Genomic DNA, 26,152 nt, shown 5'->3' on the forward strand with positions numbered 1-26,152 from the left:
GCGGTCACCGCGCCCTCTTCGGTTATGGTCGAGTTGCTGAAGCTTGACCCCACCGAAACGAGGACATGATGACCGACGACACAATGGCATTTCTTCATCAACTGCGCGAGCGCGGCGGGGAGGACCTCCTGAAGGACCTCGCCGAAGCGGTGTTGCAGAAGCTGATGGATTTTGACGTCGACAACCTGATCGGCGCCGGACGCTACGAGCGTTCAGATGTGCGCACGACGCAGCGCAACGGCTATCGCCCGCGCGAACTCGACACCCGGCTCGGCACGCTGGAACTCAAAATCCCGAAGCTGCGCAAGGGCAGCTATTTTCCTGGCTTCCTCGAACCGCGCAAGACCGCCGAGCGCGCGCTTGTCGCCGTCATTCAGGAGGCCTGGATCCAGGGCGTTTCGACACGCAAGGTCGACGATCTCGTTCAGGCGATGGGCATGTCGGGCATCTCGAAAAGCCAGGTGTCGAAGCTCTGCGAGGACATCGACGAGCGGGTGAACTCGTTCCTCGATCGCAAGCTCGAAGGCGAGTGGCCCTATCTTTGGCTCGACGCGACCTATCTGAAAGTGCGCGAGAACGGCCGGATCGTCTCGGTCGCCGCAATAATAGCCACAGCGGTGAACGGCGAAGGGCGGCGTGAGATCATTGGGCTCGGGCTGGGGCCGTCGGAGGCGGCGGTGTTTTGGCTCGGCTTCCTGCGCTCGCTGGAAAGCCGCGGCCTCAAGGGCGTCAAGCTGGTCATCTCCGATGCGCATGAAGGCCTGAAAGCGGCTATCGCCCAAGTCTTCAAGGCGAGTTGGCAGCGTTGCCGGGTGCACTTCATGCGCAATGCGCTCGCTCATGTTTCCAAAGCGCATCATGGCATGGTGTCGGCGGCGATCCGCTCCGTCTTTGCCCAGGAGGATCAGGCCGCTGCGTCACGGACCTGGCGCCAGGTCGCCGACCAATTGCGGGCGCGATTTTCGCGGCTGGCCGATATGCTGGACGCCGCCGAGGCCGACGTGCTCGCCTTCATGGCGTTTCCCCGCGCGCATTGGCCGAAGCTGCATTCCACCAACCCGATCGAGCGCCTCAACAAGGAGGTGAAACGGCGCGCCGACGTGGTCGGCATTTTCCCCAACGAAACTTCGATCAGGCGGCTCCTCGGCGCCATCCTGCTCGAACAAAATGATGAGTGGCAATTACAGCATCGCTACATGAGCCTGGAGACGATGGCCGGCCTCGCCGACGAAGCCGCCGCGCCGCCAAAAATCGCAGCCTGAGAAAAGGCGCAACGACCGCCCCACAATTTCCACCACCTTGACGGACGTGACCAGTGCGCCAGCCCAGAGTCTTTCTCGGCCTGGTGTTGAGAGCGGCTGCCACTGCCGCGAGTTCTTCCGGACCGTGGACACTCAGGTCGGTGCCTTTGGGGAAGTATTGGCGCAACAGCCCGTTGGTGTTCTCGTTCGAGCAGCGTTGCCACGGGCTTTGAGGATCACAGAAGTAGACCTGGATGCCAGCATCCACCCGAAGTTACCCCATGCTGCGACATCTCCGCTCCCTGATCCCAGGTCAGAGAACGGCGAAGCTGCTCCGGTAGCCCGACGATCGTGCGCGTGATTGCCTATCTGTCGCGCTACACCCACCGGGTCGCCATCTCGAACGCCCGGCTCGTCGCGCTCGACGACAAGGGCGTCACCTTCAAATGGAAGGATTATCGGATCGAGGGACCCGACCGGCTCAAAACCATGACGCTCGACCCCGCCGAGTTCATTCGCCGGTTTCTCATGCACGTGCTGCCGAGCGGCTTTCACCGCATCCGCCATTGCGGCCTGTTCGCCAACGCGGTGCGAGCCCGCAACATCGAGCGCGCCCGCGCGCTGCTGGAGGTCGCCGAGACCTCGCCGCAACAACAGCCCGAGGCGGATGGCCGCGCCGATCCTGTTGACGGCGCGCATAAATGCCCCTGTTGCGGCGGCCGGATGATCGTCATCGAAACATTTGAAGGCGTACGCCCCGCGCGACCGGCCTCGCCTTGTCGCATCAGGATCGACACCTCATGACGCCTCTGCCTGCTTCGCAATTCCGCCCGCCGCCGCCGCCTTCGTCCTGGCGCTGGCGGATCGCGTCCAAAAAACCGTCCCGAACCCCTCTCACTCGCTCGAAGTCCAGCAAAATCCGCGCGCCGCTCAATCGAAAAGCCTCAAAGCCGCATCTCAAATCGTCAAATGCCGGCGCCCGCATTCGAAACCGAGATCGTGTCGCCCTGACCGCCGCCTTCAAATCCCCATAGCCAGCCCTGCGGCAAACGGACCCCTTCCGTCCCGCGGTTTCCTCCCACCGAGGCTTTCGGGCGCCGGACCCGCGGCGACCCGATCACGCGTGTCAGGGCCGGCGACCGAAACCCTTCACACTGGCGGAAGTCTTCAGGTCGCGGAGGAGGGAGGCCGTGACGTTGGGATCTTGTCGTTTTCCTGATCAATGTTGTCGTTCATTTTTGGTCTTCCTATCCGGTGTCGTTGTGAGATGCTCTTTTGGGGGCGCGCAGCTCGCTGGCAATGCGGGTTTCCACGGCTCGGGAAGAATTGCGGACACCTGATTGGCGGCGTTCCGCAGCGCAGCCTAGTCCGGGGGCCACTTCACGGCGCCAGACGCCAGGGCTTCTCTAGCATTTGACTTATGCGGTTCTGTCCGGCTTACTGGCGTTTGGACTCGCATCCGCGGAGCATGCAACGCTGATGTTTAAAGGGGTCGTCCTGGGACTCATCATCGCCCTAATCGTTGGGGCGGGCGTTGGTTACATTGCTGTCGTAAGTGGAGCCATTCCGGCCAACGCCGACGCCGAACCGGGCCCATTTGAGCATTGGCTTGCTAGCACATCGTTGCGAGCGACACTGGAGTCGCAGGCCCCGAAGGGAGCGAACCCGGTCGCCCAAACGGACGCAAACCTGATTGAGGGCATACGACTGTACGGCCAAAATTGCGCTATCTGCCACGGCTCGGCCAAGGGAAAAAACGCGGCATCCTGGATTGCCAAGGGCGAATATCCAGCGCCACCGCAACTGGCGAGCGACGGGGTCGAGGATGATCCGGAAGGTTGGACGTTCTGGAAAATCAAACATGGCGTTCGCCTGACCGGAATGCCGTCGTGGAAGGACGCCCTGAACGACAAACAGATATGGACCCTGGCCCTGTTCCTGAAGAACATGGATAAACTTCCCGCAGCCGCCGACGCGGAATGGAAGGCGCTGCCGGCGCCTTCTCCGGGCCCCGCATCTCCCGCCAACTCTGCGCCGCCTCGATAGGGGGTCATGTTGCCGGAGAGACATTTCGTTAATAGGGTCGGATGGCGACGTCATGAACGGCTCTCGTTTTCCGGCCGGTCTGGAACATGCCGCAGCCACCCCTCATCGCGGCGCCCATCATCGAACGCATGGCCTTCATCTGCTCTTGCATGTGGTTTGATGCTCGGCGAAAAAACGCATCATTTCTCGACTGGCGTCGGGTCCACGCGGGTCGGTAAACGACCCGGCGGCGCTCCCGCCCGACCAGGCATGGCCGGATCCATGGACAACCCAGTGCTCCGCCATCGGCCGCCCGTTATCGTCAGCGTGAACGGTGCGCGTGTAAGCGCCCCCGCCGGCGGTGAGTCCGCTGCTGACCGTCACAACGAGCTCCGCCCCGGCTTTGGCCTGAACAATGACCTCGTCGCCATTGGCGGGATGTACCGTCGTGTCGCGATCGCCATGGAAGACAATGGCCGGCACAGATATCGAGGCGCTGTCGTGGCGCCGTGACCTTGCAGCCGACGACCCGCCCTGTTTCATTGCGGCGAAGGCCGACGGCATGTCGCTCGCCGCGCCATGGGGCAATCCGGAATGAACGCCGATCGCCCCATAGATATCCGGGTAGACCGCGCCCATGATCGCCGCCGCGGCGCCCCCGGCCGACAGACCGGCGATATAGACGCGTCCAGGATCGACGGAAAAATCCTCCATGATCTGACGCGTGATTCCCGCGATCAGCGAGGGCTCGCCCCGATCACGCTGTTGATTGTCGGAGTTGAACCAGTTCCAGCACTTTCCGACATTGGCCGAACGGCATTGCGCTGGATAGGCGACGAGAAAAGTCTGTTCCTCGGCAAGCTCATTCATCCGTGTGCCGGCGGCGAAATCGTCGGGCGATTGAGTGCAGCCGTGCAGCATTACCACGAGCGGCAGGGTTTGCCCGCTGTAGCCGCTCGGGACGTAGAGTTTGTAAGCCCGAACGCCGGCCGGGTTGGCGAAACTGCGTCGTTCGAAACGCGAACCGTCCGGCAGGCGAACCCGAGCGCGGCCTGTGGCGGGCGGCAAAAGTTCGTTGAGGCGTTCGTCGAGCTTTTGGTCAAAACCCTGTCCGGGGCGAAAATTGCCAATGCGTTGGGCAAGGCCGCCGAGCGCCCTGGCGATCGAAAGCCGCGGCAGGTTCGCGCCCCCCCGCATCGGCGGCTGGGAACCGGCCTCGTACTCCAATGGGCCGTCGGACGACGGGCCGATTGAAAGCGATTTGCGCAAAACGTCCATGGCTTCTGCGAGCCGGCCCTCGCGCGTGAAGCGAGCGGCCGCAAGCATGTCGATCTTTGATGGGGCGTTCATGGCGAAAAGTCCTCGGTCCGCTGGAATTCCGGCGCCGAAAGCGCGACGGTTTCCGGCATGGAATGGATTTGCGGAGGCGCGGGTCCGCGCTTCCGTCGACGCAGAAGGGCCGTCAGCCGATGCGATCGGACAGGGCCGCCTTCACCGCCGGGCTTGCCTGGAATGCGCCAAGAACGTGGATGGAGCCGATCGTTTCGGCGGCCAACTCGGGCGAGACGTCATTGGCGATGATCGCCAGTCCCAGGACCTGGATGTGGAGTGTTTCGCCCTTTTTTTGCGCGGCCTCCAGGTCCTCGCGGCCGTAACGACGCAAGCCGATGTCGAGTTTGTGCCTGGTGACCGATTGCTTGACGGCCTCATTATGGCGATCGAGCTGATTGCGGATGGCCGTGCGGATAAAATCAGTGCGGTTGGAGAAAAAACCTTCCTGCACCAACAGGTCGATATGGCCAAGATCGACATAGCCGAGATTGATCGTGATCTTCTCGCTTTCAGGCGGCTTTGGCCGCAGTTCCTGGATATTGGCGCCCATCGAGACCATCCTTCTACCGTCCATATGGATGGATATGGGATGGAATTTTTGAAATTCAAGCTGTGAGCTGCAAATCGCGCCGACCCCGGTCGTCGCGCCAACGGATGCATCCCGTTTGTTGTAACGCCGTGTTCAAGGCTCGAAACACCTCGCCTGCGCCAATGATCGGATCAAGGCGAAGGTCTGCTTGCCGACGAAAGGACATTTCCTGAAGCAGATGCCAAACACCCGCTGGTGGCGCCGAGCAGGCCTTGCCCTAACTGACCGCAATTCTGCCTTCAGCGGTCGCTCCTTGAGCGGTGGGAATACGTGCTCGTGACCCTAGACGGAATTTCGCGCCTGGAATCCTCATTGGCTCAAATGAGCGGAAAGCTGAAGTAGGCCGAACGGCAGCTTTTTTTTGGGAACCGGGCGGTCAGCCGTATTGCGCGCGAACAGCCCATCCCCGGATCTGCGACTCAGTCGGTTCCCGATTTGAATCTTTTTCCCACGTCAGAACATCATCCCCAAGCGATCAGAAGCTGCTCGACCAAGGGTCCGCGGGCAACGGCGAAAACGAATAGCAGCAGGGTGACAATCGCTATCACGGCCAGCAGAAGCGTGACGAACTGCGGGCCATGTATGGGAAAGACGCACGCCGCCGGGGAAAGGCCTTTTGTCGATTACGCCAGTAACCGCGCGCCGAATGTTAAGGTATGCGGGATTTGGAAGTATGATCTATCCTCAATTGATCCGAGAGGCGTCCTTCACCGGGAGAGTCGGATATCGTTCCTCACGAAACTCTCGGCGGAGGCCTACGACCGATCAGCCTTCGCAGCTTTTGAAAATCGACCAGAATTCATGCTTGGCAACGCGAAAGCCTTGATGTGGCTGTCGCAGCTCGCTTACGAGACCGATGAACTCGACAAGGTGATGATGCTCGCCGCAGCGTGGGGTCTTAAAGTTTCGCCAATGGGCGCTATCTCGGCGCCGACAATCTCGTCTCTGCCGATTTCAAAGGCTGTCGCTCTTGTCGCCAAGCGAGACGATGCCGCCTTTCTCGCCTTCGCCGGCACCGACCCGCTGGTGATCGCCGACTGGATTGCGGATTTCGATCTGCGTCCCGACGCTGGAACCACTCAAGGCTTTGTGAGCGCTGCTTCCGCCGCGTTGCCAGCAATCGTGGCGGCTCTCGCTGGCGCCCACGGCCCTTTGTTTATCGCCGGGCACAGCCTTGGCGGCGCGCTGGCGGTCGTAGCGGCTCGACGACTCGCGGCGGCTGGTGCAGAGATCGCCGCAGTCTAGTCTATACATACGGCATGCCTCGCGCTGGCGACGTTGACTTCGTGACGGATTACAATCGCGCCCTTGGCCGGGCGACCTTCCGTCTCGTCCACGGCGACGATATTGTGCCGACGATGGCGCCGTCATTTCTCGGTTTCAGACATGTCGGTCGTCAATTGTCTTGCGCCGAGGGCGACCGTTTTGACGTTCATCGCCTTGATCCCAAGCCGGGGTCCGACGCCCCGCCGTTTCGCGGCGGCATGGCGGGCAGCATCCATGACCACTTTCGGCAGGCGCTCAATTCAGCGCCAGCTGCGCGGCCGCTCGTCGACCAACGCGTGTGGCCAGATTGGCATGGGCGTCCGTAAGCCGTACGAGTATTAATTGAATTGCTCCCGAACAAGATAAAGACCCACCTTCAAGAAAGCTACCTTTTGGCTCTCGCTTGAAGCCGTCGCGGGACCTTTCTACCGCAGGTCCCGGAAACTAACGCAGACACCCTGAACTTCCCGGTGCAGTTCTCTCAAACGACGAAGCACGCCGGTTTCAAGGCGCCGGCGGTCTCCCGCGCCCGAGTCCTTCGTGACGCGCCTTTAGATAGCTAAAGATCGCGTCCAGATATGGGGCAACATTGGGATCGGTGGCGTAGCCCGGCATAGCAGAGGTTCCTCGCGCGCGGCCGTTGAGGGCGATGTCGCGAAATTCCTTGTAGGCGATGGGCCGGTCGATCAGAGATGGAGCGAAAGCCGAACCTAGGCCGTCAGGTCCGTGGCAATGGCCGCAAACGCCTTGGTACCGCTGGTAACCCCTGGATATGGTCGAAGCCGAGTCTGGAATTTGGTTATCGGCGGCAAAGCAATCCCTGACGCACAGCAGCAATAATGCCGCTATGGCCGTTCGGATCGCGCCGCCTAGCAACGCCCTACTGGCGGCGCTCGTCAGGAAATCGTGAGCGGCGCGCGCCGCGACAGGAGGGCCGGCGCCGAGGACCAGCGATAGGAACGGCAGCGCCGGGCCATTGTGTCTGAGGAACAGCAAGATACAGCGGATGACGAGCATCTCTGGTCTCCTCTGTCGTTAGCGTCGGCCCCCGGCTTGGTCGTGACACGGCGGCGACATTCCGCGGACCGCCTGGTCATGGACCGATGGGCTCAAATTCGAGCGAGTCTGGACCCGCTAAACCCGCGCCTCCCTTAACCGGCGCAGCGACAGCGAGCAGCAGCGCCAGAACCAGGGCGCAACTGAAGACGAGGATCGTCCGCCGGGGCGCGACGCCGGGGACGAAACGATGACGAACGGGAAGCACTTGCGGCATCAATGCCTCCTCACGGCTTCGGTCATTCGCGCGGTCGTCGACGGTCGCGCCGTCAGGACCGCGATCTGATGAGGCGAGCCGTAAACGAACACGGAATCGGGCAGGCGCTCGACTGTATTGGCCGGCTTCAGTAGCGTCGCCTGATGGTTCGTCATGGGGAAGCCGTCGGCTTCAAAGATTGGCAACTCGGTCGCCAAACCGGCACCGCCGCCCATCATCAGGGCTGCGGCGGCAATCAGTGCTGTACGCGTCATGTCGAAGTTCCTTTCGCGTGAGCAGATGTGTGTCGCTATTTCCATTCGGCAGCGCCGGAGATCGCTTGTTGGGCTCGGTGTCTGACGCCGGAACACTGACGAAATCGACGACGAGTGGACACTAGGCTCGCGTGACGTTCGGGTCCTGAAGACGCCCTTACTTTTCGATTAGCTTTCTCCTAAGATTGGCGCCGTCAGCATGATGAGGGCCGTGGCTATGAAGACCGGCGAACTCGTCTTTGGTCAGTTTCGGCTTGACCGGGCAAATGCTTTGCTGTGGCGAGGCCAGGAGCGTGTTTTCCTCGCGCCGAAACCTTTCGAAGTCTTATGCTGCCTCGTTGAACGCCCCGGAGAATTGGTGACGAAAGAGGAGCTGTTGGACGCCGTCTGGACAGATCTCCATGTAAGCGAATCGAGTTTAACCGTGGCGATGAATACGGTCCGCGCGGCGTTAGGGGATGACAGATGGGCGCCGCGCTTCATCGAGACCGTTACGCGGCGCGGTTATCGGTTCATCGCATCAGTTGCGGAGGTTTGCTCCGGCGAGCAGCCGCCAGAGGAGGAAGCTTCCGTTGCGGACGGAGCGGGCGATCAGCGGCGACATTGGCCGGTCGGACGATCCGCGCCGCTGACGCTATTGGAAGGCGTGCTGCAGAAAGCCTTCGCTGGTCGCCGTCAAGTCGTTTTCGTCACCGGTGAGGCTGGGATCGGCAAAACGACGTTCGTCCAAATGGCGACGCAGCGGATGAAGCAGCGCGGCGTCGGCGTGCTGCACTGTGTTTGTAATGAGTTGTTCGGGGCGCATGAAGCCTTTCTGCCGCTGATCGAGGCGCTGCATCAACTTTGTCGTGGACCCGCCGGAGCACCCGTGCCCGGCTCGCTTCGAAATTATGCGCCGACATGGCTGGCGCAGATGTCTTGGGTGCTCGTCGAAGACGATCGCGCGGCTTTCCAGCATGAGGTCTTCGGCGCCACGCGGGAGCGCATGCTTCGTGAGTTCTGTGATCTCATGGAGAGCATGGCCGCCAGGCAACCGTGGTTGATTATCCTTGAAGATCTACATTGCAGCGACGCCGCCACGGTGGACGCGCTGTCGCGCCTTGCGCGGCGTGACCGAAATGCGGCCATAATCGTTCTCGCAACGTATCGGCCGACTGATGCTTCAGCCGGAGGGCATCCAATTCGCAATGTCCATCAGGATTTGCAGATTCATGGGCATTGCACGGAGCTTGCCCTCGATCCGCTCAGCCGGGCTGAAGTCGAACAACATCTGGCATTGCGCTTTACTTCGTCCGACTTGGCCGAGCGACTGACCGAACGGGTCTTTACGCGAACCGGCGGACAACCGCTATTCGTGGTCTCCCTTGTCGATCATCTCATCGCGCAAGGCGTGATCGTCAACATTGACGGTGAGTGGCGGTTGGCACCCGACGAAGCGGAATCGCAAGACAATATTCCACGCGATCTGCGCGAGATGATCACGCGACAGATTGATCGCCTCACCGCCGACGAGCGTGGCCTGCTCGAAGTTGCGAGCGCGGCGGGTGTGACGTTTTCGGCGCTGCTTTTGGCCGGCGCATTGGATCGCGACGTCCTGGAAGTGGAGCAAATTTGCGAGGAATTGGCGCGGTCGGGCCGCCTGGTGGCATCGGCCGGCGTCAGCGAATGGCCGAACGAGGCGGTCTCCGGCTCATATGTCTTCGTGCATGCGCTTTACCGGGAGGTCCTTTATGAGCGGCTTGCGCCCGCCCGACGGGTGAACACCCACCGACGCGTCGGAGAAAGTTTAGAACGGGGATATGGGCCGCGCGCGTCTGAGGTCGCTTCAGCCCTTGCGCTTCATTTCGAGCTTGGGCGCGACTTCCCAAAGGCCGTTCGCTACCTGGGCTTGGCCGCCGAAAGCTCCGCGCGCCGGTTTGGCGCCCGGGAAGCGGCAAGCTACCTGACGCGGGCCATTAATCTTGTGCCGCAGCTGCCTGCCGAAGCGGAGGCGTCGACGCGCCTGAAAATCCTTCTTCAGCGGGCCTGGGTGTGGCGCGCCGCAGGAGATTTCGTCCGTGCGCTCGGTGACCTTGCCGCAATGGTCGCACACGGGCGCGAAACCGGACATCTTCGGGATGAAATCAATGGGCTGGTCAATCTCAGCCGGTTTCACCTTTACGTCGATCGACGGCAATGCTTGCCGTTCGCCGAGCAGGCCGTGGAGAGAAGCCGCGCAATGGATGACGCCGCAATCAGGGCCTTTGCACGGGGAAATCTCGCCAACCTTAATCTTATGCTGCGGGGTTGGCGGACGGAAGATGCCCATTCCTGCCATCAGGCGGCCATGCTGATCGATGAATCGCAAGATTTCAGCGCGCGGATGCGCCGCTGCTCGATGGATATGGTGCTCCATTTCCTGAGCTCGGACTACACGGCGTGTTGCGATGCGACCATTAAGGGCCGGGAACTGACTCGCATGGTCGGCGACGTCTATCTCTTTGTCATCTTCAATACGGTCGAGGCGTTCGCTCGGCTCTATCTTGGAGAATGGGGCAAAGTGCGACAGATGGCGGGCTCGGCGCTCGCGATTTCGAAGCGGAATGTGAATGTGCAAGCCAGCGTGCTGTGTCGGTTGACGATCGCGTGGCTGCATTGCGAGGCGCAGGAATTCGAGTGCGCCGCGAAACAAGTGGAGGAAACGCTCAATCCGGCCGTCGAGGCGAATCCGTTCAATTTTTTCATCGGCAGGGTTTTGTTGGCCAAGATCTATCTTGGGCAAGGCAATCTGCCTTTGGCGCGCCAACAGCTCGAAGTGCTGGAGCGGAAAATAGAGTTCGACGGCGTCGCGATGGAGTCGACCGTCATACAGCACTATTTCCTAAGCCGTTGCGACTATTGGTTCGAGTCGGGGAACATGGAGCAGGCGCAAAAAGAGGCCGCGCGACTTCAAGAGATCACGGCGACCGCGCCGGACCGTCAGTTTCTCTCGTATGCGCATGAGGCGATGGCCAGGATCGCGATGGTGAGAGGCGATTCGCGAGCGGCAGCGTCGCATTTGCGCCAAGCAATCTCAATTGTGCGCAACGCTAGGCTGCCGCTCGCCGCATGGAGAATATACGCCACGGCCGCAAGATTTTTTGAAAGTCATGGAGACGCCGGGAGAGCAGCGAGATTCCGAAAGCGCTCGGAAGAGATCGTTAATTCGCTGGCGAACTCGCTCGAACCGGACGATCCTCTGCGGTCGGCGGCGTTGTTCACCAGAGGCAGGGCCGCCGGGGACTGACGGATGGCGCAGCCTGCAGGGCTCAGTCCGGAAATTCGGAGATCGATTGCGGCTCGGTGATCGGCGTTTTGCTTTGACGGAACGCGGCGGACGCGCTGTAGGCCTCCTTGCGAAGGCGCATGATCGAGCCCAGCGGCTGATGATCGGCGAGGCATCGCCATGGACTGAATGACAGGCTGTCGTCCGCGTAAGCGCGGCGCGCCGGGTTATCGGCTGCTTGAGGGGGAAGCACGATCTTCGCCACGGGCTGATATGGCGAAACTTCTTCGGGCCAATCGATCGAAGCGTCCTCGATCGGCGTGCGCTGCAAATCGGTGCAGAGCTGGGCGCGGAGCTCATATTCCGCCTCGTTTTTGCTGAAAAACTCGACGACCGAACTAAGGAGGGCGTTGTCGTCCTTGTTACAGGGGCGCCCGGTAAGCGTGAGCACCGACTCCGAGACCGGCGAAGCGGAGAGCCTCGCGACATAGTCGCCGTAGCGGAGGGCCCCCTCGGAATAAAAAGCCTCGCCAAGAATGTTGTTGCCGCCGTCCCCAAGCGCGTTCGCTAACTGGAGGATCGGCCAGCGGGAACGTACGCCCAGCTTGACCCATCCGCGCGAAACGAGCCCTAGGGCTCTGAGGACAAAATCCGGCAATGTCGGCTGCCATTCGAAAATGCGCTGCGCGCTCAGATAATCAGCTGCGTCCGAAAAGTAGCTCTTATGGTTGACTAGGAGAAAATCCTGATTCGACGAATAGTCGTCCGGCAGCGCTTTGGGTCCTTTCACGCCCAAGACCTTGATGGCCATACCACGTGGGACGCGGATCCGATCACTGCGGATATCGCCAAACGCAGTGGAAAGACGAACGATAATCGGATAGCTGCGGGGTGTCGCGAACATTCCCTGGCGGAGGTGATCCGGCAAGTCATCGTAAATTTTAAGTTCGCCCCTCAGAAATCCATGGCCTTTGGCATGTTGCTGCCGGATGGCGCGATGCCACTTGGCGAAACTGGATACGTTCGTGCGTCCAATCGATTCCACAATGGTCTTGATGATTTCAGGTTCGTCTGGCCGAGACTGTTCGATGGAAGGCTCAAAGCGAAGATAGCCATCTCGCATCGCGTCTTTCTCCGACCGCGTCACTGCGTACCCGAAGTCCTGTCCACGCCAGACGACGGAAGAATAAACGGACATGGAACGTGGCGCAATCAATGTGTGAGGCCACGCTCCTTGCTGCACAATGCAACTCGACGGAATGACCGTTTCGCACGGTCTTTTGGCCCTTCGAACAAGTCGTCGTCTGTCCGCAACGGGTCCGAAAGCAGATTCTTCCGCGCGCAACCACGAATTTCGGCAAGCGCCGCATCCTTCCCGTTCAGCCATCGACCGGTGTTTTCTCGGGACCGGTCCCTTCCCGCTATTCCCGCTTCCCGCCGATGGCGGAAGTCTTCAGGTCGCGGAGGAGGGCAGCCGTGACGTTGGGATCTTGTCGTTTTCCTGATCAATGTTGTCGTTCATTTTTGGTCTTCCTATCCGGTGTCGTTGTGAGATGCTCTTTTGGGGGCGCGCAGCTCGCTGGCAATGCGGGTTTCCACGGCTCGGGAAGAATTGCGGACACCTGATTTGGCGGCGTTCCGCAGCGCCGTCCTTGAGATCTGCAACTGTGTTGCCGCGCCGCGTTCGCCGAGATCGCGAACCAGGAGCCGCAAGGGTTCATCGAGATCGGCTTCCTTGGGGACCGCGCCGCGCTCGATCGCCGCGTCTTCATCCTCGCCGAGGAAATGCTGCTCCTCCCATTTGTTGGCTTCTTTACCGATGTGGAGGATTTGCTTGGCGATCACATGCCGCCGGTCCGTTCGCCCGCGGTCGCAGAAGTCGCCAATCAGGAACTTGGCTTCAGGCCGGAGATGGTATTGGGCGAGAGTGTTGGCATAGGTCTTGAGCTGGTCGGCGGCCGATCGGTGAGCCGGTATCCCGATCGAATGCAGTTGCGGCGGCCGCTCCGGGCTCGCGGAAGAATGGGGCGATCGGCTTTGGGGTCGATTGCTTCCGTGGCCGCCCGCGCTTGGGCAATGCCGTTGCTGTTCGTCGGGCAATTCCAGCTGCAGCCGGGCATGAAGTGATATCAGGAAATTGAATGGCTTCACCTGGGCGCTGTATTCCCGGCCTTGATTGAATGCCTTGAACCGATTGAGAAGCGCCGGCGTCGTCGTCCCGTGTCGATCACGCCCGCCAACGTTCAGGATCGTGACGGTTTTCTGCCGCTGCTCAAGGAGGTGCGCCGGTTTTTCGCCTTTGTGCAGCGGCTGTTCGCCGACGGCTGCTACAGCGGCGACGCCACTCGGGCTGCGGCACAGCGCGTCGGCAAGGTCGACCTTCAAATCGTCAAGCGATCGGATGCGGCGAAGGGCTTTGTCCCGTTGCCCAATCGCTGGATCGTCGAGCGGACTTTCGGATGGTTGGGACGATGCCGTCGCCTGGTCAAAGATTTCGAGAACCTGAGCCGCACACAACTCGCTTTTGTGCAAATGGCCATGATCCGTCTCATGGCCCGCAGAATCGCAAGGCTCTCGAAAGCTTCATGAAATCGTCGGACAGACTCTTACCGCCACAAGAACACAAGCAGAACGCAGGCGCGAACGCGCCGACTGTGTTCGCAAGTCGGCCGCGAAGCGGCTGTCCTGAAATTTAGGGGCAATCTCTGTTCGGCGCTCGCATAATCTCTGTTTACGCGATTTAATTCCCTGTTCTGCTTCGCAGGAATTATTATGCATCACATTGTTATTAAACAATAATCTTAAGCGTAAAGCGCCGGCGCGCCCCTCTTTTGGGACAAGTTCCCTGATACTTTCCCTGTTAGGGTCCAGACTCATAACCAGTAGCTGACGGCGGCGGCGATGCAAACGGCGGCGAGAAAATTCGTGGCGTTTCGGTCGTAGCGCGTCGCCACGCGCCGGAAGTCCTTCAGTCGGCAGAACATTCGCTCAATGGCGTTCCGGTTTCGATAGAGGAAGGGCGAGAAGCAATTTTTCCATTTGCGATTGGCCTTCGGCGGAATGTTCGGCATTGCGCCGCGCTCTTCGACCTGCCTTCGGATCGCATTCGTGTCATAACCCTTGTCGCCATGCAGGATTTCGCAGTCCGGAAGCCTCGCAAGCAGCGCCGCGCCCGCTGTGCAGTCGGCGACCTGGCCGCCCGTGAGGATGAAGGCGAGCGGCCGGCAGTGCGCATCGGTCAGCGCGTGGATTTTCGTCGTGCGTCCGCCGCGCGAGCGACCGATGGCCTGATTTTTCTCCCCCCTTTTCCGCCCGAGGCCGAGCGATGCGCCTTCACGGCGGAGGAGTCGATAAGAACCTCGGTGGGCGGATCGCCGGCTTGGGCAAGCGCCTGGAACAGATCGGACCAGACGCCCTTGGCGGCCCAGCGCACATAGCGGTTGTAGAGCGTTTTCTTCGGCCCATATTCGGGCGGCGCGTCGATCCAACGGCCGCCTGATTTCAACACATGGACGATCCCACTTATGACGCGCAGATCATCAACTCGCGGCTTGCCGCGCGTATCCGTGGGAAGATGCGGCGCAATCTTCAGAAATTGAGTGTCCGTCAGCCAAAATTGATCCCGATTCATCAGCGATTCCTCTCGGAATCTGTTGTAGCCCCTTAAGTTTCGGACAGACACTCTCCGGCTTCGGCGGCCAAGCGATCCGCGATGAACTCGCGGGGTGAACGATAGCCAAGCGCGCGATGCGGATGGCGTGTGTTGTAATGCTCGAACCACGACGGCAGCAAGCGGATCACGGTTTCGGCGTCCGGCAGTGGCGACACGCGCGCGTAATCGCGTTTGATCGTGCGGACGAAGGCTTCGGCCATTCCATTCGATTGGGGGCTTTCGACCGGCGTGGTCAGCGGCTCAAGGCCGATTTCGCGGGCAAAATGTTTCGTGTCGCCAGCGATGTAGCAAGACCCGTTGTCGGTCAGCCATTCGATCGGGCTGGGCAGGCGATTGACCGGGCCAAAGCGATATTCGACGGCGCTGACCATCAGGTCGCGGATGTCCTCGCCCTTGACGCCCGCCGTCGTGGCGACATGGCCGAGGGCTTCCCGGTCGCAGCAATCAAGCGCGAAGGCGACGCGGACTTTTTCGGCATTGTCGCAAGCGATCTCGAAGCCGTCGGAACACCAACGCAGGTTGGAGCGCAGAACGGCGATCTTGCCGTCATGCCGGCGGTTTTCGCCGCCGCCGGCATGACGTTGAAGCAACAGGCCGTGCGCCCTCATCACCCGATAAACCCGCTTGCGGTTGACCGGCGCCGCGCCCTCGGCGCGTCTTTTGCGGCGCAGGTCGGCCCACACGCGGGCGTAGCCCCAGGACGGCTGTTCGGCGATGATCCCCTTGATCTCGCAGAGCAGATCGTCTTCCGGCAGGGGCGGTCGGCCCATGCGTTTGGCCGCGCCGCCGGCAATGCGCGCGGCGACATTCGAGCGGGCGACGCCGAGGGTTTCGCAGACGGCCTTCATCGCGAACCGTCCCGTGGATTGAGCGTCGGCAGCGACAACGACCGCAACATCCGTTTTTTTGAGCCTACGGCGACTTCAAGCGCCTCTTTGAGGATTTCGGCCTCCATCGACTTCTTGCCGAGCAGGCGCTGCAGTTCGCGCACCTGGTCGACCAAAGCCCTGTAGGCGGACGCCGGAACGACGTCCTCCTCGGCCTGCGTCGCGGTCAGGGCGCCTTGGTTCGCCAGCCGCCGCCAGGTGAACAGCTGATTGGGGGCGATGCCGTGACGGCGCGCGACAAGGCTAACCGTCATGCCCGGCTCCATCGTCTCGGCAATGATCGCCAATTTCTCCGCCGACGTGCGCCGACGCCGTCGTTCTCGGCCCGGCAGGACCTCACTCTTCGGATTGTCACCAGTCATAAACACCACATTACTCCTACCTCTTAGCGAAGTGGGAGTGCCTGTCCGGCGACTTACGGGGCTATTTCAGCGATTCCTCTCGGAATCCGTGAATCACAACGCCGCGATCATGCCAACCATTTTATGGGTCTGAACCCTAGCAGGGATTTCGACACGCAGAGACCGGTTGCCGTCGCACTGTGTCGTCAGCCAAATCCATCGAGCGCATCGGCGGCCTTGCGGCCAATCGTGCTTTTCCGCGATCCCGGGCGTCGTCGCTCAATATGCGTTGCGATAGGCTTTGGACGAAAACAGGGTCAGAGCGAGGATGCGCACGTCGAGCCAGGGCGACCAATTGTCGATATAATAGAGATCGTGCTCGATGCGGCCGCGCAGCTTTTCATCGCTGTCAAGTTCGCCGCGAAACCCATGCACCTGGGCCCAGCCGGTAATGCCGGGCCTGACATTGTGCCGGCGGGCGGCGAGCGCTATGGCGCGGCCAAACAGATGGTCGTGCGCCATGATATGCGGCCGCGGCCCGACCAGAGACATCTGGCCGAGCAAGACATTGATCAATTGCGGCAATTCGTCGATATTGGTGCGCCGGATGAAGCGCCCCACGCGGGTGACGCGCGCGTCTCCCCGCGTCGCCTGACGCACGCCGGCATGGTCTTCCATCAGATTCATCGAGCGGAACTTGAAGATGTGGAACGGCTCCTGATTGAAACCGTAGCGTCTTTGCCGAAAGAACACCGGTCCGCGACTGTCGATCTTGATGGCGCTGGCGACGATCAGGACAAGCGGCGACAGCAGGACGAGGGCGAAAGTTGCGCCGACAATATCAAAGGCGCGCTTCATCAAAACTTCGAATGGACTGAGCGGCCGCCGCACCAGGCGGATGCTGGAAATCGGGCCGATCTTGTCGATCGCGGCGTCGGCGAATTTGTCAAGGACGCGCTCCGGCCCAAGATGAATCGAAGCCGGTATGCGCATGAAGGCGTCAACGCAGGCGTCGATCGCGCTCTGATCGCGCCAGGGCAGGAGAATGAACACGTCATCGGGCCGGAAGATGCGGGCGGAGGCGACCGCCAGCCGCAAATCGTCCTCGATCGTTTCCTGCCCGCGCAAAACCGCGGCGCCGACAATGTCCATCCCCAGTGACCAGGGCTTATAGCGTTCGGAAAACAGCGCGAGATCGGATTCATAGCCGACGAGAAAGGCACGGCGCGAAAAAATCGCGCCGGACTTCAGGGTCTTGCGCGCCAGTCCCGCCGTCCAGCGCCTCACGGCGAGGATTGTCAAGCCGCCGCCGCCGAAAAACAGCGCCGTCGCGCCGCGGGACATTTCGTCGCCGCTCTTGGTGACGAAAGCGTAAACCGACGCGGCAAGAAAGGCGAGAAGCCAATGTTCGAGCAGCGGCCGAATGTAATCGTCCTTGATCAGGACATTGTGGAAACGATAGGCGCCGCGCAAAAGCGTCGGCCCGATATAAAGGCCGGCGATCAGCAGGGCGAGGTTGACCGCGCGGCCAGCCGGCGCATCGTAGCCGTAAGCGAGCCAATGATAGATCTTCGTCGCCAGCACGGCGGCAGCGACGATCGCAACGGCGTCGAACAGGGCGACGAAAGCCGTGAAACCGACGCGCATGGCCACGGCGCTTCTGGGACGCATGCTGTCGATACGGCTCGCGCCACCCCGGCCCGACCAGCGGCGCGACGGGCCCGCGGGCAAATCGTGCGCGCCGGCGCGCGGCTTGACGCGTGATTGGGACATGCGGTGTTCCAATTTGGCGCGATCGTGTTCTGGATTGACCATTTTTGGTCCTTGCATCATCAGAAGATGCAAGCGGAAGTCCAACAAAGAAAGAAAGCCGGTTAAATTACGCATCCGATCAAGTCAGCCATCCTTATTTCTTAATTTAAGCTATAAGACGACGCCAATGCATAATAATTCCCGCGCCCGGCAATGGCCTTCAACATAGCGACAGGCGAAACAGAAACCGCCGTTGCCGACGAGGAAAAGCTTGGCGCGATGGCGACTGTTGAACCGACAGGGAATCGCCGGCGAGGACTAAAATGAGCGGGAACAATATCGACGATCCGCTCGGCGGGGCTTTGCGATCGAAATCGCGCGCGACCTCGACGCCGTGGCGAAGGACTGGGACCGGCCCGAAGAAGACGGCCTGCCCACGCCCTTACAGACGCGCGCCCGGATTCATCCCTTCTATCGCGAATGGGCGCCGCGCCTGAAGGCGAAGCCGGTCTTCGTGCTGGTGCGCGACAAATCGAGCCGCGAGGCGATGATGCCGCCGCCGCTTTGCGCGCGCCGGTTCCAGGGCGTCACCCTCGCGCAATTCGCCGATCTCGGCGTCAGCGACTACGCGGCCCAATCCACGGTCCCTCGACGACCGTTTCTCCGCGCCGATGAACGTGGCGTCCGCGGGTTCGAACTGCTGGCGCGGCAAGTGCAGGCGCGCAGTCGCGCAGTGACGAAATAGACGGCAAAAATGGCGAGCAGGACGCAGGAGGCGTCGATCGTCCACCGCGCAACCAGCCGACCATCAGCGTGACGGCGACGCCGAAGGCCTGCGTGAAGACCAGCACCAGCGGCTTTTGCTTGGCGATCGGCGGGAACACCCCCTCAGTTGGAAAGGTTCAGTGCCCCACTGGCGCTGGGCCGCCGAGCTTGACCTTGCGCAATAGCAAAGCCAGCGGAATGGCGGAGAGCGCGAGCCACGTCAGGATGCGGAAGACGTCGATATAGGCCAGCAGCGAAGCCTGGGCATGGACCTGCTGGCCGATCCAGGCGAAGGCCTGATGTTTCGCTTGCTCGAGCGACGAGCCATGGGCGACGAAATATTGGGTCATCTTCGCCAGGGTCTGCTGATATTCGATGCTCGACGGGACCACCTGTTCGACCAACCGGCTCGTATGTGCCTGGCTGGCGTTGGCGAGCACATTGGAGGCCAGCGACACGCCGATCGAACCGCCGGAATTGCGCGCGGCGTTCATCAGCGCCGAAGCCATGTCGATCTGGTCCGGCCGCAAGCCGTCGTAGGAGGCGGCGAGGATCGGAACGAAGATCAGCGGCAGGCCGAGGCTGAGGACCATCCGCCATCCGGCGAAGAACCAGAAGCCGAGATCGGGGGTGATGTTGGTCAGGCCATACATGGAACAGGCGACGATCGCCGCGCCTGTGGCGATGAGATATTTCGGCTGGACGCGGCGCGACAATTGGCCGGTGGCGAACATCATCATCATGGCCACGACGCCGCCGGGCGAAAGGGCCAGGCCCGCCCAGGTCGCGGTATAGCCGAAATCGTCCTGCACCAGCTCTGGCATGAACTGGGTCGTCGCGAGAAGAATGGCGCCCATCGCCAGCATGACGACGAAACTCGAACCGAACTGCCGCGAGACCAGCAATTTGAAATCGACGACCGGATGGCTATGGCGCGCCTCCCAGGGGATCAGCAGCAGGAGGGAAATGGCGGAAATCGCGGTGAAGGTCACGATCAGATTCGATCCGAACCAGTCCTCGATCTGGCCGCGATCGAGCACGACCTCGAGCGCGCCAAGGAAGCCTGCGACAAGCAGAAAGCCGATCGGATCGAAGCGCGCGTCGCGCTGGGGCAGTCGCCTGTCTTTGACGGTCGCGGCGATGAGCGCCATCGTGACCAGTCCCACCGGCCCGTTGATCAGAAAACACCAGTGCCACGACAAATTGTCGGACAGCCAGCCGCCGAGCGTCGGCCCGATGACCGGCGCGACGACCACGGCTATGCCGAACAGGGCGAAGGCCTGGCCGCGCTTGGCCGGCGGAAAGGAATCCGCCAGGATCGACTGCGCCACCGGAACCATGCCGCCGCCGGCGATCCCCTGCAGCACGCGGAACAACAGCAGCGAGTTCAGGCTCCAGGCCATGCCGCAGGCCACCGAGCTTGTAGTGAACAGGCCGAGACAGGCCAGGAAAAAGCTCTTGCGCCCGAATTTTTTAGCGAAAAAGGCGGTGGCGGTGACGATGACGGCGTTGGCGACGAGATAGGTCGTCACCACCCACGAGGCCTGGTCGGCGCTGACGCCAAGACCCCCTGCGATATAACGCAGGGCCACATTGGCGATCGTCGTGTCCAGAACCTCCATGAAGGAGGCCAGCGCCACCACGACCGCAACCACCCAGGGGTTGCCTCCCGGCGCCAAAGCCGGCGCCGCGTCTGCGCCGGAATCCGCCGCCGCGCTCATGACGTCCTCGCGACCTTGTCGAAATAAGCGACCAGCCGCTCATAAAGCGATTTATGGGGATCGACCCGCACGGTCGGCGCCACCGACATGCCGGGACCGAGGGCGACGTCCTTCGGCGGATTGACCATGTCGATCTTGACCGGCACGCGCTGCACGATCTTCACGTAATTGCCGGTGGCGTTTTCCGGCGGCAGCAGGGAAAAGGCCGTGCCCGATCCCCTCTGGATGCTCGCGACATAGCCGCGGATTTCACGCCCCGGATAAGCGTCGACCCGCAAGGTCGCCGGGTCGCCCGGCCGCATCTGGTCGAGTTCGGTTTCCTTGAAATTGGCGGTGACCCAGACTTTGTCGGGGACGAACATGGCGAGAGCCGTTCCGGTCTGGACATATTGGCCGGGCGCGGCGGTGAGATCGGCGATATGACCGGATTCGGCGGCCTTGACATTGGTATAGGACAGATTGAGCTGCGCCTGGTCGCGCTGGGCCTTGGCCTGGGCGAGATCGGCTTTGGCGCTGGCTTCCCGCGCCTGCAGGGAATCGACTTGGCGCTGCGCCACATCGAACTGCGCCTGCGCGCTCTTGACCGCCGCCTGCTGCTGCGCCAGCTGCGAGCTGTACTGCTGGGCGTTCTGGACCGAGCCTGCGCCCTTGCGCGCCAATTCGGCATAGCGCGCAGCCTGCTGCTGTGCGAAGGCGAGGGCGGCCTGCGCCTGATTGACCTGCGCCTGGCTGGCCTCAACCTGCGCCCGCTGCACCAGGATCTGCGCCTCGACATTCTCGACGCCGGCTTCGGCGACGGCGACCTTGGCCTTGGCCTGCGCCAGCGCGACGAGGTAATCGCGATCGTCGATGCGCGCGATCACCTGACCTTTGGCGACATGCTGGTTGTCGGTGACGAGAACCTGCGCGACATAGCCGGGGACTTGCGGGGCGACGCCGATCGGACGCGAGGCGATGAAGGCGTCGTCGGTGGTTTCGAAATGGCTGGCGTTATCCCACCAGAGATAGCCGGCGCCGGCCGCGACCGCCAGAGCCGCCACGCCGAGAATGAGGCGCGCCGGACGGCGGCGCGCGCCGGCCTTTTGCGGGCGATCCTCGCCGGCCGCGGCGGCAGCTTCCGGCGGCGCTTCCCCCGCCTGTCCCTTGTCGGCTTCCGGGGCCAAAGCCCGCGCCTCGCCCTTGCGAACGGGATCAGCGGAGCCAGGCTTGTCCGCCCGACGCTCCAGAGCCCGCTCGCCGGCCTCGCTGTGGGCCGATTCGCGCCAGTCCTCGATGCGATCCTTGAACATGCCCATTCTCCCTGCCCCTCGGCTGGCGCCGGGGATGCGTGAAACGAAACTGTTCCGTTTTATAATTGCGGCGCGGCAAGGGGTCAATATGAAACGAAACCGTTTCGTTCTCTTTACACGCAAAGGTGAAATCGCTATCTTGCAAACAGCATGAGCCGCTCGAGCGTGGGCCCGAAAGGATCACGCTCAAGGGGAGCGGCGGCGTTTCGACGGCAGGACAATGGAAACGATTGAAAAGGCGGCGACGGCAAAGACGGTTTCCTCGCGTAAGCGCATACGCTGCGGCCGGCCGCCGGCCGAGCGCGCCGGCGAGGTCGAGGAGCGCATTCTGGGCGCGGCGCACAAGGTCTTTCTCGAGCGCGGCTTCGACGGCGCCAGCATCGACCTGATCGCGGAGACCGCCAGGTCGGGCAAGCCGACCATCTATTCCCGCTTCCCCAACAAGGAGGCCTTGTTCGAGGCGGCGGTCGCCCGAAGCATTCGCGAGCGCTACGCGCGGATGAGAAGCCATAAGCTTACCGGCGCGAATATCGAGGAGCGGCTCGTCGACATCGGCGTCACCGTGCTCAACGAAACCTTGACCGAAGATTATATCGGCATCGTCCGCGTCGCACTGGGCGAGGCGCGCCGCATTCCCGACCTGGTGCGCAGCCTGATCCAGATGGCGCGCGAGCAAAGCGGCGAAATCGTCGCGCAGATGCTGGCCGAAGTGACGAAATGCGAGACCTTCGCCAATATGCAGCAGGAGCATGGCGACCGCTACGCCGCCGCCGCCCGCTATTTCCTGGACCTGGTGCTGCTTCCGCCGCTCATGCGCGCTCTGTCCGGCGAGAACGTGCAGGAGTTGCACGCCGAAATCGACGTCCGCGTGAAGCAGAAAGTCGCCTTTTTCCTCGCCGCCTGCAAACATGGCGGGATCGCCTGACGCTTCGGACGCCCGCAGCCGGGCTTCGGCGCAGCGGTCAATTTGGTTTTTTGGAACGCCAGCCCGGATTTGAGGTTGTCCCGACGACGGAAATCGGCAAGGCGTCATTCGGACGGGTCAAACGCGAACGGAAATGTTGACGGCAGATGCGGACAGGAACGACCCGCGAGGGCTTGGGCGATCATGTCCAAAGCTGAGCGAAAGCCTCGCTTCCGCGTATTTCGGCGCCCGCCTTTATGGGCGATCGCGGCCGCGGCCGGATTGATGGCCGCGCTCGTTCCGCCGCGCCTTTTTGGCCGCCCGCCCTCCGCCGCCGGCGGTTCAGAGATCGCGCCCGAGCCGGAGGGCGCCCGCACGTTTCGCGCGGGGCTTGGCGCGCGGCTGCGCGGCTGGAAGGAAATCCTGCTGCGCGTGTACGAAAATATTTTCGATCACCATCTCCTCACCCTCGCCGCCGGCGTGACCTTTTACAGCCTGCTCGCCATATTCCCGGCGCTCGCGGCACTGATCGCCATCTACGGCCTGTTCTCCGATCCGCGCAGCATCGCCGCGCATCTGGACACGCTGTCCGGCGTACTCCCCGACGGAGCCATCGAGGTCATGAAAGGCCAGTTGACCCGGATCGCCGCGAACGGCGCCCAGACCTTGGGCCTGACTTTCGCCACCAGCCTCGCCATTTCCCTGTGGAGCGCCAATTCGGCGATGAAAGGCCTGTTCGACGCGCTGAACGTCACCTATGAAGAAAAGGAAAAACGCGGCTTCATCCGGATCAACTTGATCTCTTTGTCGTTGACGCTGGCGGGCATTTTTTTCATGCTCCTCGCCATCGCGGCGCTCGTCGTGCTGCCGGTCGCCTTCCGTTATCTCGGCGCTCCCGACGCGATGAATCTCGCGGTCCGCGTCGGGCGCTGGCCGACCCTTTTCGTCGTCCTGACTCTGGCGCTGGATTTCATCTACCGCTTCGGCCCGAACCGGAAAAAGAGGAGCTGGCGATGGATCACATGGGGAAGCATGATCGCCGCCATCTTGTGGCTTGTCGCTTCCGCGCTCTTCTCATGGTGCGCGGCCAATTTCGTCACCTATAACCAGACCTACGGCTCGCTTGGGGCGGTGGTCGGCTTCATGACCTGGCTGTGGATTTCGGCGATCGCCATTCTGCTGGGCGCGGAAGTGGACGCCGAACTGGAGCGCCGGCGCGCGAAGTCGCGCCAATGCGAGCATTGACCGCGCCGTCAGCTAAAGCCATGATCCGGCGCGACGAACGGGACCCGGCCTGAGTCGCCAGTAACTTAAGTCATTCCGCCTGATCGCCCGCCTTGCCCGCAAGGGTTTTTCCATCTCAAGCCGCGCCATATTGGAGGCACGCATGCTCAATCGCCGTCACATGTTCAAGACCGCCGCCGCGGCCATTGCGGCCGCCTTTATCGCATCGAGCGCGCCGGCCCTCGCGGGAACGGGCTCGGTCCGCCTCCGTTTCGTCAGCGCCGGCTTCATCATCGGCCTGGGCGGCGGCGAGGGCACGCTGACGTTCCACGGCCAGCGCTACCCGCTGCGCATCGGCGGCGTCAGCCTCGGCACTTTCGGCGCCTCCGGCGGCACGCTGGTCGGCCGCGCCCTTCACCTGCATAATCCGACCGATATCGTCGGCACCTTCTCCGCGGTCGGCGCCGGCGTCGCGATCGCGGGCGGCGCGCAGGTCATCCGCATGCGCAATTCCAACGGCGTCGTCCTCGAACTGCATGGCATGCAGGCGGGCTTCGCCGCCAATATCGGCGTCAGCGGTTTCAGCCTCGGGATGTGACCGCCGCCCGGCCGGCGCGCTTCGCTTGCGCGAGGCTTTATTTCACCAGACGCGAAATGTCGCGGAAGCGCGGATGATCCGCGCTTCCGAGCCATTCGAACAAAATCATCTCCGTCGTCACGATCTGGGCGCCGAAACGCTCCATCCGGCGCAGGGCCGTCTCCCTGTTCTCGGCGCGCCGCGAGCCGACCGCGTCGGCCGCGACCAGGACGAGCTGCCCCTCGGCGAGAAGGGCAAGAACGGACTGCGACACGCAGACATGGGTCTCGAAGCCGGCGACCACGATCGCGCGGCTTTCAAGTTTTTCCTTCGGAAAATTGGACGCGGCGGTGGCGTCGAAGGTCATTTTGGCGACCGGCGCGGCGGCATATTCCGCCAGTTCCGGCACGGTCGGTCCGAGTTTTTCCGGATTTTGTTCGGTGACGAGGGTCTCGACGCCCAGAATCCGCGCGCCTTCGGCAAGCCGCCGGGCATTGGCGATCGCGGCTTGCGCGCCGTCCATGGCCGGCGCGAGCCGCGCCTGAAAGTCGATGAGCAGAAGAAGGGAGGAGTCCGGTCCGGGCGTTAACACATCATCCTCCCGATCTGAAGCGCTCAAGCCGCCTTGAGCGACTCCATGTCGATCACGAAGCGGTAGCGCACGTCGTTTTTCAGAAGCCTTTCATAGGCCTCGTTGACCTCGTCGATGCGGATCATCTCGACATCGCTCACAATATTATGCTTGCCGCAGAAATCGAGCATTTCCTGCGTCTCTGCCATGCCGCCGATCAGCGACCCGGCTATTCGTTTGCGCCCGCCGATCAGATTGGCGCCCATCGGCGGCGGCTCCAGCGCGGTCAGCGCGCCGACCAGGACCATTGTCCCGTCGAGCTTCAGCAGGCTCAGATAGGGATTGACGTCGTGGCCCACCGGAATGGTGTTGAGCAGGAAATCGAAGGCGCCGCGATGCTTCGTCATCGCGGCCTCGTCGCGCGAGACCAGAACCTCGTCGGCGCCAAGGCGCAGGGCGTCCTTGCCCTTTTCCGGCGAGGTAGTGATCATCGTCACGCGCGCTCCGAGAGCTTTCGCGAATTTCACGCCCATGTGGCCGAGGCCGCCGAGACCGATGATTCCGACGCGCTGGCCGGGTCCCACCTGCCAGTGGCGCAAGGGCGAATAAGTGGTGATGCCGGCGCACAGCAGCGGCGCGACCGCCTTGAGATCGAGATTTTCCGGAACCTTGGCGACGAAACGCTGCTCGACCACGATCTGCTCGGAATAGCCGCCAAAGGTCAGCTTGTCGGAGCCGCGCTCGCGGTCGTTATAGGTCAGCGTGCAGCCCTCGGCGCAATATTGTTCGAGATCGGCTTCGCAGGGCTCGCAGCGGCGGCAGGAATCGACCATGCAGCCAACGGCGGCGAGATCGCCAACCTTGAATTTCGTCACATGCGCGCCGGCCTTGACCACCCGCCCGACGATCTCATGCCCCGGCGCCATGGGATAAAGCGAATTGCTCCAGTCGTTGCGCGCCTGATGGAGGTCGGAATGGCAGACGCCGCAATAAAGAATGTCGATCTGAACGTCGTGCGGGCCGGGGTCGCGGCGTTCGACGCTGAAAGGCGCGAGCGGGCTCGTGGCGGATTGCGCGGCGTAAGCTTTGACCTTGAACATGAGGCGCTGTCCTGGCGGTGAGCGCATGTTCCCGAAAGGGGCTCCGCTTTGCGGAAGGGACATGCGCGCAGATGGGGGATGACGCCGAGATAGGCCGCGAGTCTGGCCCGGACAAGGCGGCCGC

23 protein-coding genes and 3 pseudogenes are annotated in these 26,152 nt (G+C 62.2%); 11 read left to right on the forward strand and 15 right to left on the reverse strand.

Annotated features, from left to right (window positions below; genetic code table 11):
- Positions 1–68 precede the first annotated feature (68 nt).
- The gene (locus K2U94_RS00760; protein WP_243065387.1) at positions 69–1,262 is read left to right on the forward strand and encodes an IS256 family transposase; all 1,194 of its coding nucleotides are present in this window, start codon (positions 69–71) and stop codon (positions 1,260–1,262) included.
- A 52-nt stretch (positions 1,263–1,314) separates the two neighbouring features.
- Here K2U94_RS00760 and K2U94_RS00765 read toward each other — a convergent pair.
- Positions 1,315–1,606, reverse strand: a pseudogene (locus tag K2U94_RS00765) (IS30 family transposase); the annotation flags it as partial.
- Here K2U94_RS00765 and K2U94_RS00770 point away from each other — a divergent pair.
- Both K2U94_RS00770 and K2U94_RS00775 read left to right on the forward strand, forming a co-directional pair.
- A pseudogene (locus K2U94_RS00770) lies at positions 1,599–2,045 on the forward strand (transposase); the annotation flags it as partial. The pseudogenes K2U94_RS00765 and K2U94_RS00770 overlap by 8 nt on opposite strands.
- A 675-nt stretch (positions 2,046–2,720) precedes the next feature.
- Positions 2,721–3,287, forward strand: a complete 567-nt coding sequence (locus tag K2U94_RS00775) for a c-type cytochrome (RefSeq protein ID WP_243065388.1) — start codon at positions 2,721–2,723, stop codon at positions 3,285–3,287.
- 135 nt (positions 3,288–3,422) lie between these two features.
- On the opposite strand, the gene K2U94_RS00780 is transcribed toward K2U94_RS00775, so the two are convergent.
- From K2U94_RS00780 to K2U94_RS20685, 3 genes are all read right to left on the reverse strand, one after another.
- The gene (locus K2U94_RS00780) at positions 3,423–4,616 is read right to left on the reverse strand and encodes an extracellular catalytic domain type 1 short-chain-length polyhydroxyalkanoate depolymerase (RefSeq protein ID WP_243065389.1); all 1,194 of its coding nucleotides are present in this window, start codon (positions 4,614–4,616) and stop codon (positions 3,423–3,425) included.
- Between the two features lie 112 nt (positions 4,617–4,728).
- The gene (locus K2U94_RS00785; RefSeq protein WP_243065390.1) at positions 4,729–5,148 is read right to left on the reverse strand and encodes a CopG family transcriptional regulator; all 420 of its coding nucleotides are present in this window, start codon (positions 5,146–5,148) and stop codon (positions 4,729–4,731) included.
- 500 nt (positions 5,149–5,648) lie between these two features.
- Positions 5,649–5,735: a hypothetical protein gene (locus K2U94_RS20685; protein ID WP_369334848.1), complete on the reverse strand. Its 87-nt coding sequence runs from the start codon at positions 5,733–5,735 to the stop codon at positions 5,649–5,651.
- A 34-nt stretch (positions 5,736–5,769) separates the two neighbouring features.
- Between K2U94_RS20685 and K2U94_RS00790 the strand changes: the two genes are divergently transcribed.
- Entirely contained in the window at positions 5,770–6,432 is a 663-nt protein-coding gene (locus K2U94_RS00790) for a lipase family protein (protein WP_243065391.1), read from the forward strand.
- 14 nt (positions 6,433–6,446) lie between these two features.
- Positions 6,447–6,779 (forward strand): alpha/beta hydrolase family protein, encoded by a 333-nt coding sequence (locus tag K2U94_RS20690; RefSeq protein WP_369334847.1) that lies wholly within the window; start codon positions 6,447–6,449, stop codon positions 6,777–6,779.
- 178 nt (positions 6,780–6,957) lie between these two features.
- Here the strand turns inward: K2U94_RS20690 and K2U94_RS00795 are convergent, their stop codons facing one another.
- On the reverse strand, positions 6,958–7,470 hold the full coding sequence (locus tag K2U94_RS00795) for a c-type cytochrome (protein ID WP_243065392.1): 513 nt from the start codon (positions 7,468–7,470) through the stop codon (positions 6,958–6,960).
- A 255-nt stretch (positions 7,471–7,725) separates the two neighbouring features.
- Positions 7,726–8,025, reverse strand: coding sequence for a hypothetical protein (locus tag K2U94_RS00800; RefSeq protein WP_243065393.1), 300 nt, complete (start codon positions 8,023–8,025; stop codon positions 7,726–7,728).
- A gap of 172 nt (positions 8,026–8,197) precedes the next feature.
- Here K2U94_RS00800 and K2U94_RS00805 point away from each other — a divergent pair, with 172 nt between their 5' ends.
- Complete coding sequence (locus K2U94_RS00805; protein WP_243065394.1) at positions 8,198–11,245, forward strand: ATP-binding protein; 3,048 nt, start codon at positions 8,198–8,200, stop codon at positions 11,243–11,245.
- Between the two features lie 22 nt (positions 11,246–11,267).
- On the opposite strand, the gene K2U94_RS00810 is transcribed toward K2U94_RS00805, so the two are convergent.
- Both K2U94_RS00810 and K2U94_RS00815 read right to left on the reverse strand, forming a co-directional pair.
- On the reverse strand, positions 11,268–12,347 hold the full coding sequence (locus K2U94_RS00810) for a catalase family protein (RefSeq protein ID WP_243065395.1): 1,080 nt from the start codon (positions 12,345–12,347) through the stop codon (positions 11,268–11,270).
- Positions 12,348–12,757: 410 nt separating this feature from the next.
- Positions 12,758–13,375, reverse strand: a complete 618-nt coding sequence (locus tag K2U94_RS00815) for a hypothetical protein (protein ID WP_243065396.1) — start codon at positions 13,373–13,375, stop codon at positions 12,758–12,760.
- A 75-nt stretch (positions 13,376–13,450) separates the two neighbouring features.
- Between K2U94_RS00815 and K2U94_RS00820 the strand changes: the two are divergent.
- Positions 13,451–13,813 (forward strand): annotated as a pseudogene (locus K2U94_RS00820) (transposase); the annotation flags it as partial.
- Positions 13,814–14,097: 284 nt separating this feature from the next.
- On the opposite strand, the gene K2U94_RS00825 reads toward K2U94_RS00820, so the two are convergent.
- The 3 genes from K2U94_RS00825 to K2U94_RS00835 all read right to left on the reverse strand — a co-directional run bounded on the left by K2U94_RS00825 (position 14,098) and on the right by K2U94_RS00835 (position 17,898).
- A protein-coding gene (locus K2U94_RS00825) for an IS5 family transposase (RefSeq protein WP_243065397.1) occupies positions 14,098–14,855 on the reverse strand; the annotation gives its coding sequence in 2 pieces (ribosomal slippage) (positions 14,098–14,516 and positions 14,516–14,855; 759 coding nt in all).
- Between the two features lie 32 nt (positions 14,856–14,887).
- Positions 14,888–16,146, reverse strand: a protein-coding gene (locus K2U94_RS00830; protein WP_243065398.1) for an IS3 family transposase whose coding sequence is annotated in 2 segments (ribosomal slippage) — positions 14,888–15,807 and positions 15,807–16,146 — 1,260 coding nt in all. Because the reading frame shifts where the segments join, the coding sequence is not laid out codon by codon here.
- Positions 16,147–16,404: 258 nt separating this feature from the next.
- Entirely contained in the window at positions 16,405–17,898 is a 1,494-nt protein-coding gene (locus K2U94_RS00835) for an exopolysaccharide biosynthesis polyprenyl glycosylphosphotransferase (RefSeq protein ID WP_243065399.1), read from the reverse strand.
- A 373-nt stretch (positions 17,899–18,271) separates the two neighbouring features.
- Here K2U94_RS00835 and K2U94_RS00840 point away from each other — a divergent pair, with 373 nt between their 5' ends.
- Positions 18,272–18,622 carry a hypothetical protein gene (locus K2U94_RS00840; RefSeq protein ID WP_243065400.1) on the forward strand — a complete coding sequence of 117 codons (351 nt, stop codon included), beginning with the start codon at positions 18,272–18,274 and terminating at the stop codon, positions 18,620–18,622.
- Between the two features lie 157 nt (positions 18,623–18,779).
- On the opposite strand, the gene K2U94_RS00845 is transcribed toward K2U94_RS00840, so the two are convergent.
- Positions 18,780–20,363, reverse strand: a complete 1,584-nt coding sequence (locus K2U94_RS00845) for a DHA2 family efflux MFS transporter permease subunit (RefSeq protein ID WP_243065401.1) — start codon at positions 20,361–20,363, stop codon at positions 18,780–18,782.
- Positions 20,360–21,652 carry an HlyD family secretion protein gene (locus K2U94_RS00850; protein WP_243065402.1) on the reverse strand — a complete coding sequence of 431 codons (1,293 nt, stop codon included), beginning with the start codon at positions 21,650–21,652 and terminating at the stop codon, positions 20,360–20,362. Before K2U94_RS00850 ends, K2U94_RS00845 begins: the two co-directional genes overlap by 4 nt.
- 220 nt (positions 21,653–21,872) lie before the next feature.
- On the opposite strand from K2U94_RS00850, the gene K2U94_RS00855 reads away from it, so the two are divergent.
- From K2U94_RS00855 to K2U94_RS00865, 3 genes are all read left to right on the forward strand, one after another.
- Positions 21,873–22,577 carry a TetR/AcrR family transcriptional regulator gene (locus K2U94_RS00855; protein ID WP_243065403.1) on the forward strand — a complete coding sequence of 235 codons (705 nt, stop codon included), beginning with the start codon at positions 21,873–21,875 and terminating at the stop codon, positions 22,575–22,577.
- A 264-nt stretch (positions 22,578–22,841) separates the two neighbouring features.
- A complete protein-coding gene (locus K2U94_RS00860) occupies positions 22,842–23,801 on the forward strand; it encodes a YihY/virulence factor BrkB family protein (protein ID WP_243065404.1) in 960 nt (319 codons plus the stop codon).
- A 142-nt stretch (positions 23,802–23,943) separates the two neighbouring features.
- Positions 23,944–24,378 (forward strand): hypothetical protein, encoded by a 435-nt coding sequence (locus K2U94_RS00865; protein WP_243065405.1) that lies wholly within the window; start codon positions 23,944–23,946, stop codon positions 24,376–24,378.
- Between the two features lie 37 nt (positions 24,379–24,415).
- On the opposite strand, the gene K2U94_RS00870 is transcribed toward K2U94_RS00865, so the two are convergent.
- Positions 24,416–24,949, reverse strand: coding sequence for an isochorismatase family protein (locus K2U94_RS00870; protein WP_243065406.1), 534 nt, complete (start codon positions 24,947–24,949; stop codon positions 24,416–24,418).
- Positions 24,950–24,972: 23 nt separating this feature from the next.
- On the reverse strand, positions 24,973–26,028 hold the full coding sequence (locus K2U94_RS00875) for an NAD(P)-dependent alcohol dehydrogenase (RefSeq protein WP_243065407.1): 1,056 nt from the start codon (positions 26,026–26,028) through the stop codon (positions 24,973–24,975).
- Positions 26,029–26,152: the final 124 nt, after the last annotated feature.

Origin of the sequence: Candidatus Rhodoblastus alkanivorans, from assembly GCF_022760755.1 — a bacterium.
GTDB lineage: Bacteria > Pseudomonadota > Alphaproteobacteria > Rhizobiales > Beijerinckiaceae > Rhodoblastus > Rhodoblastus alkanivorans.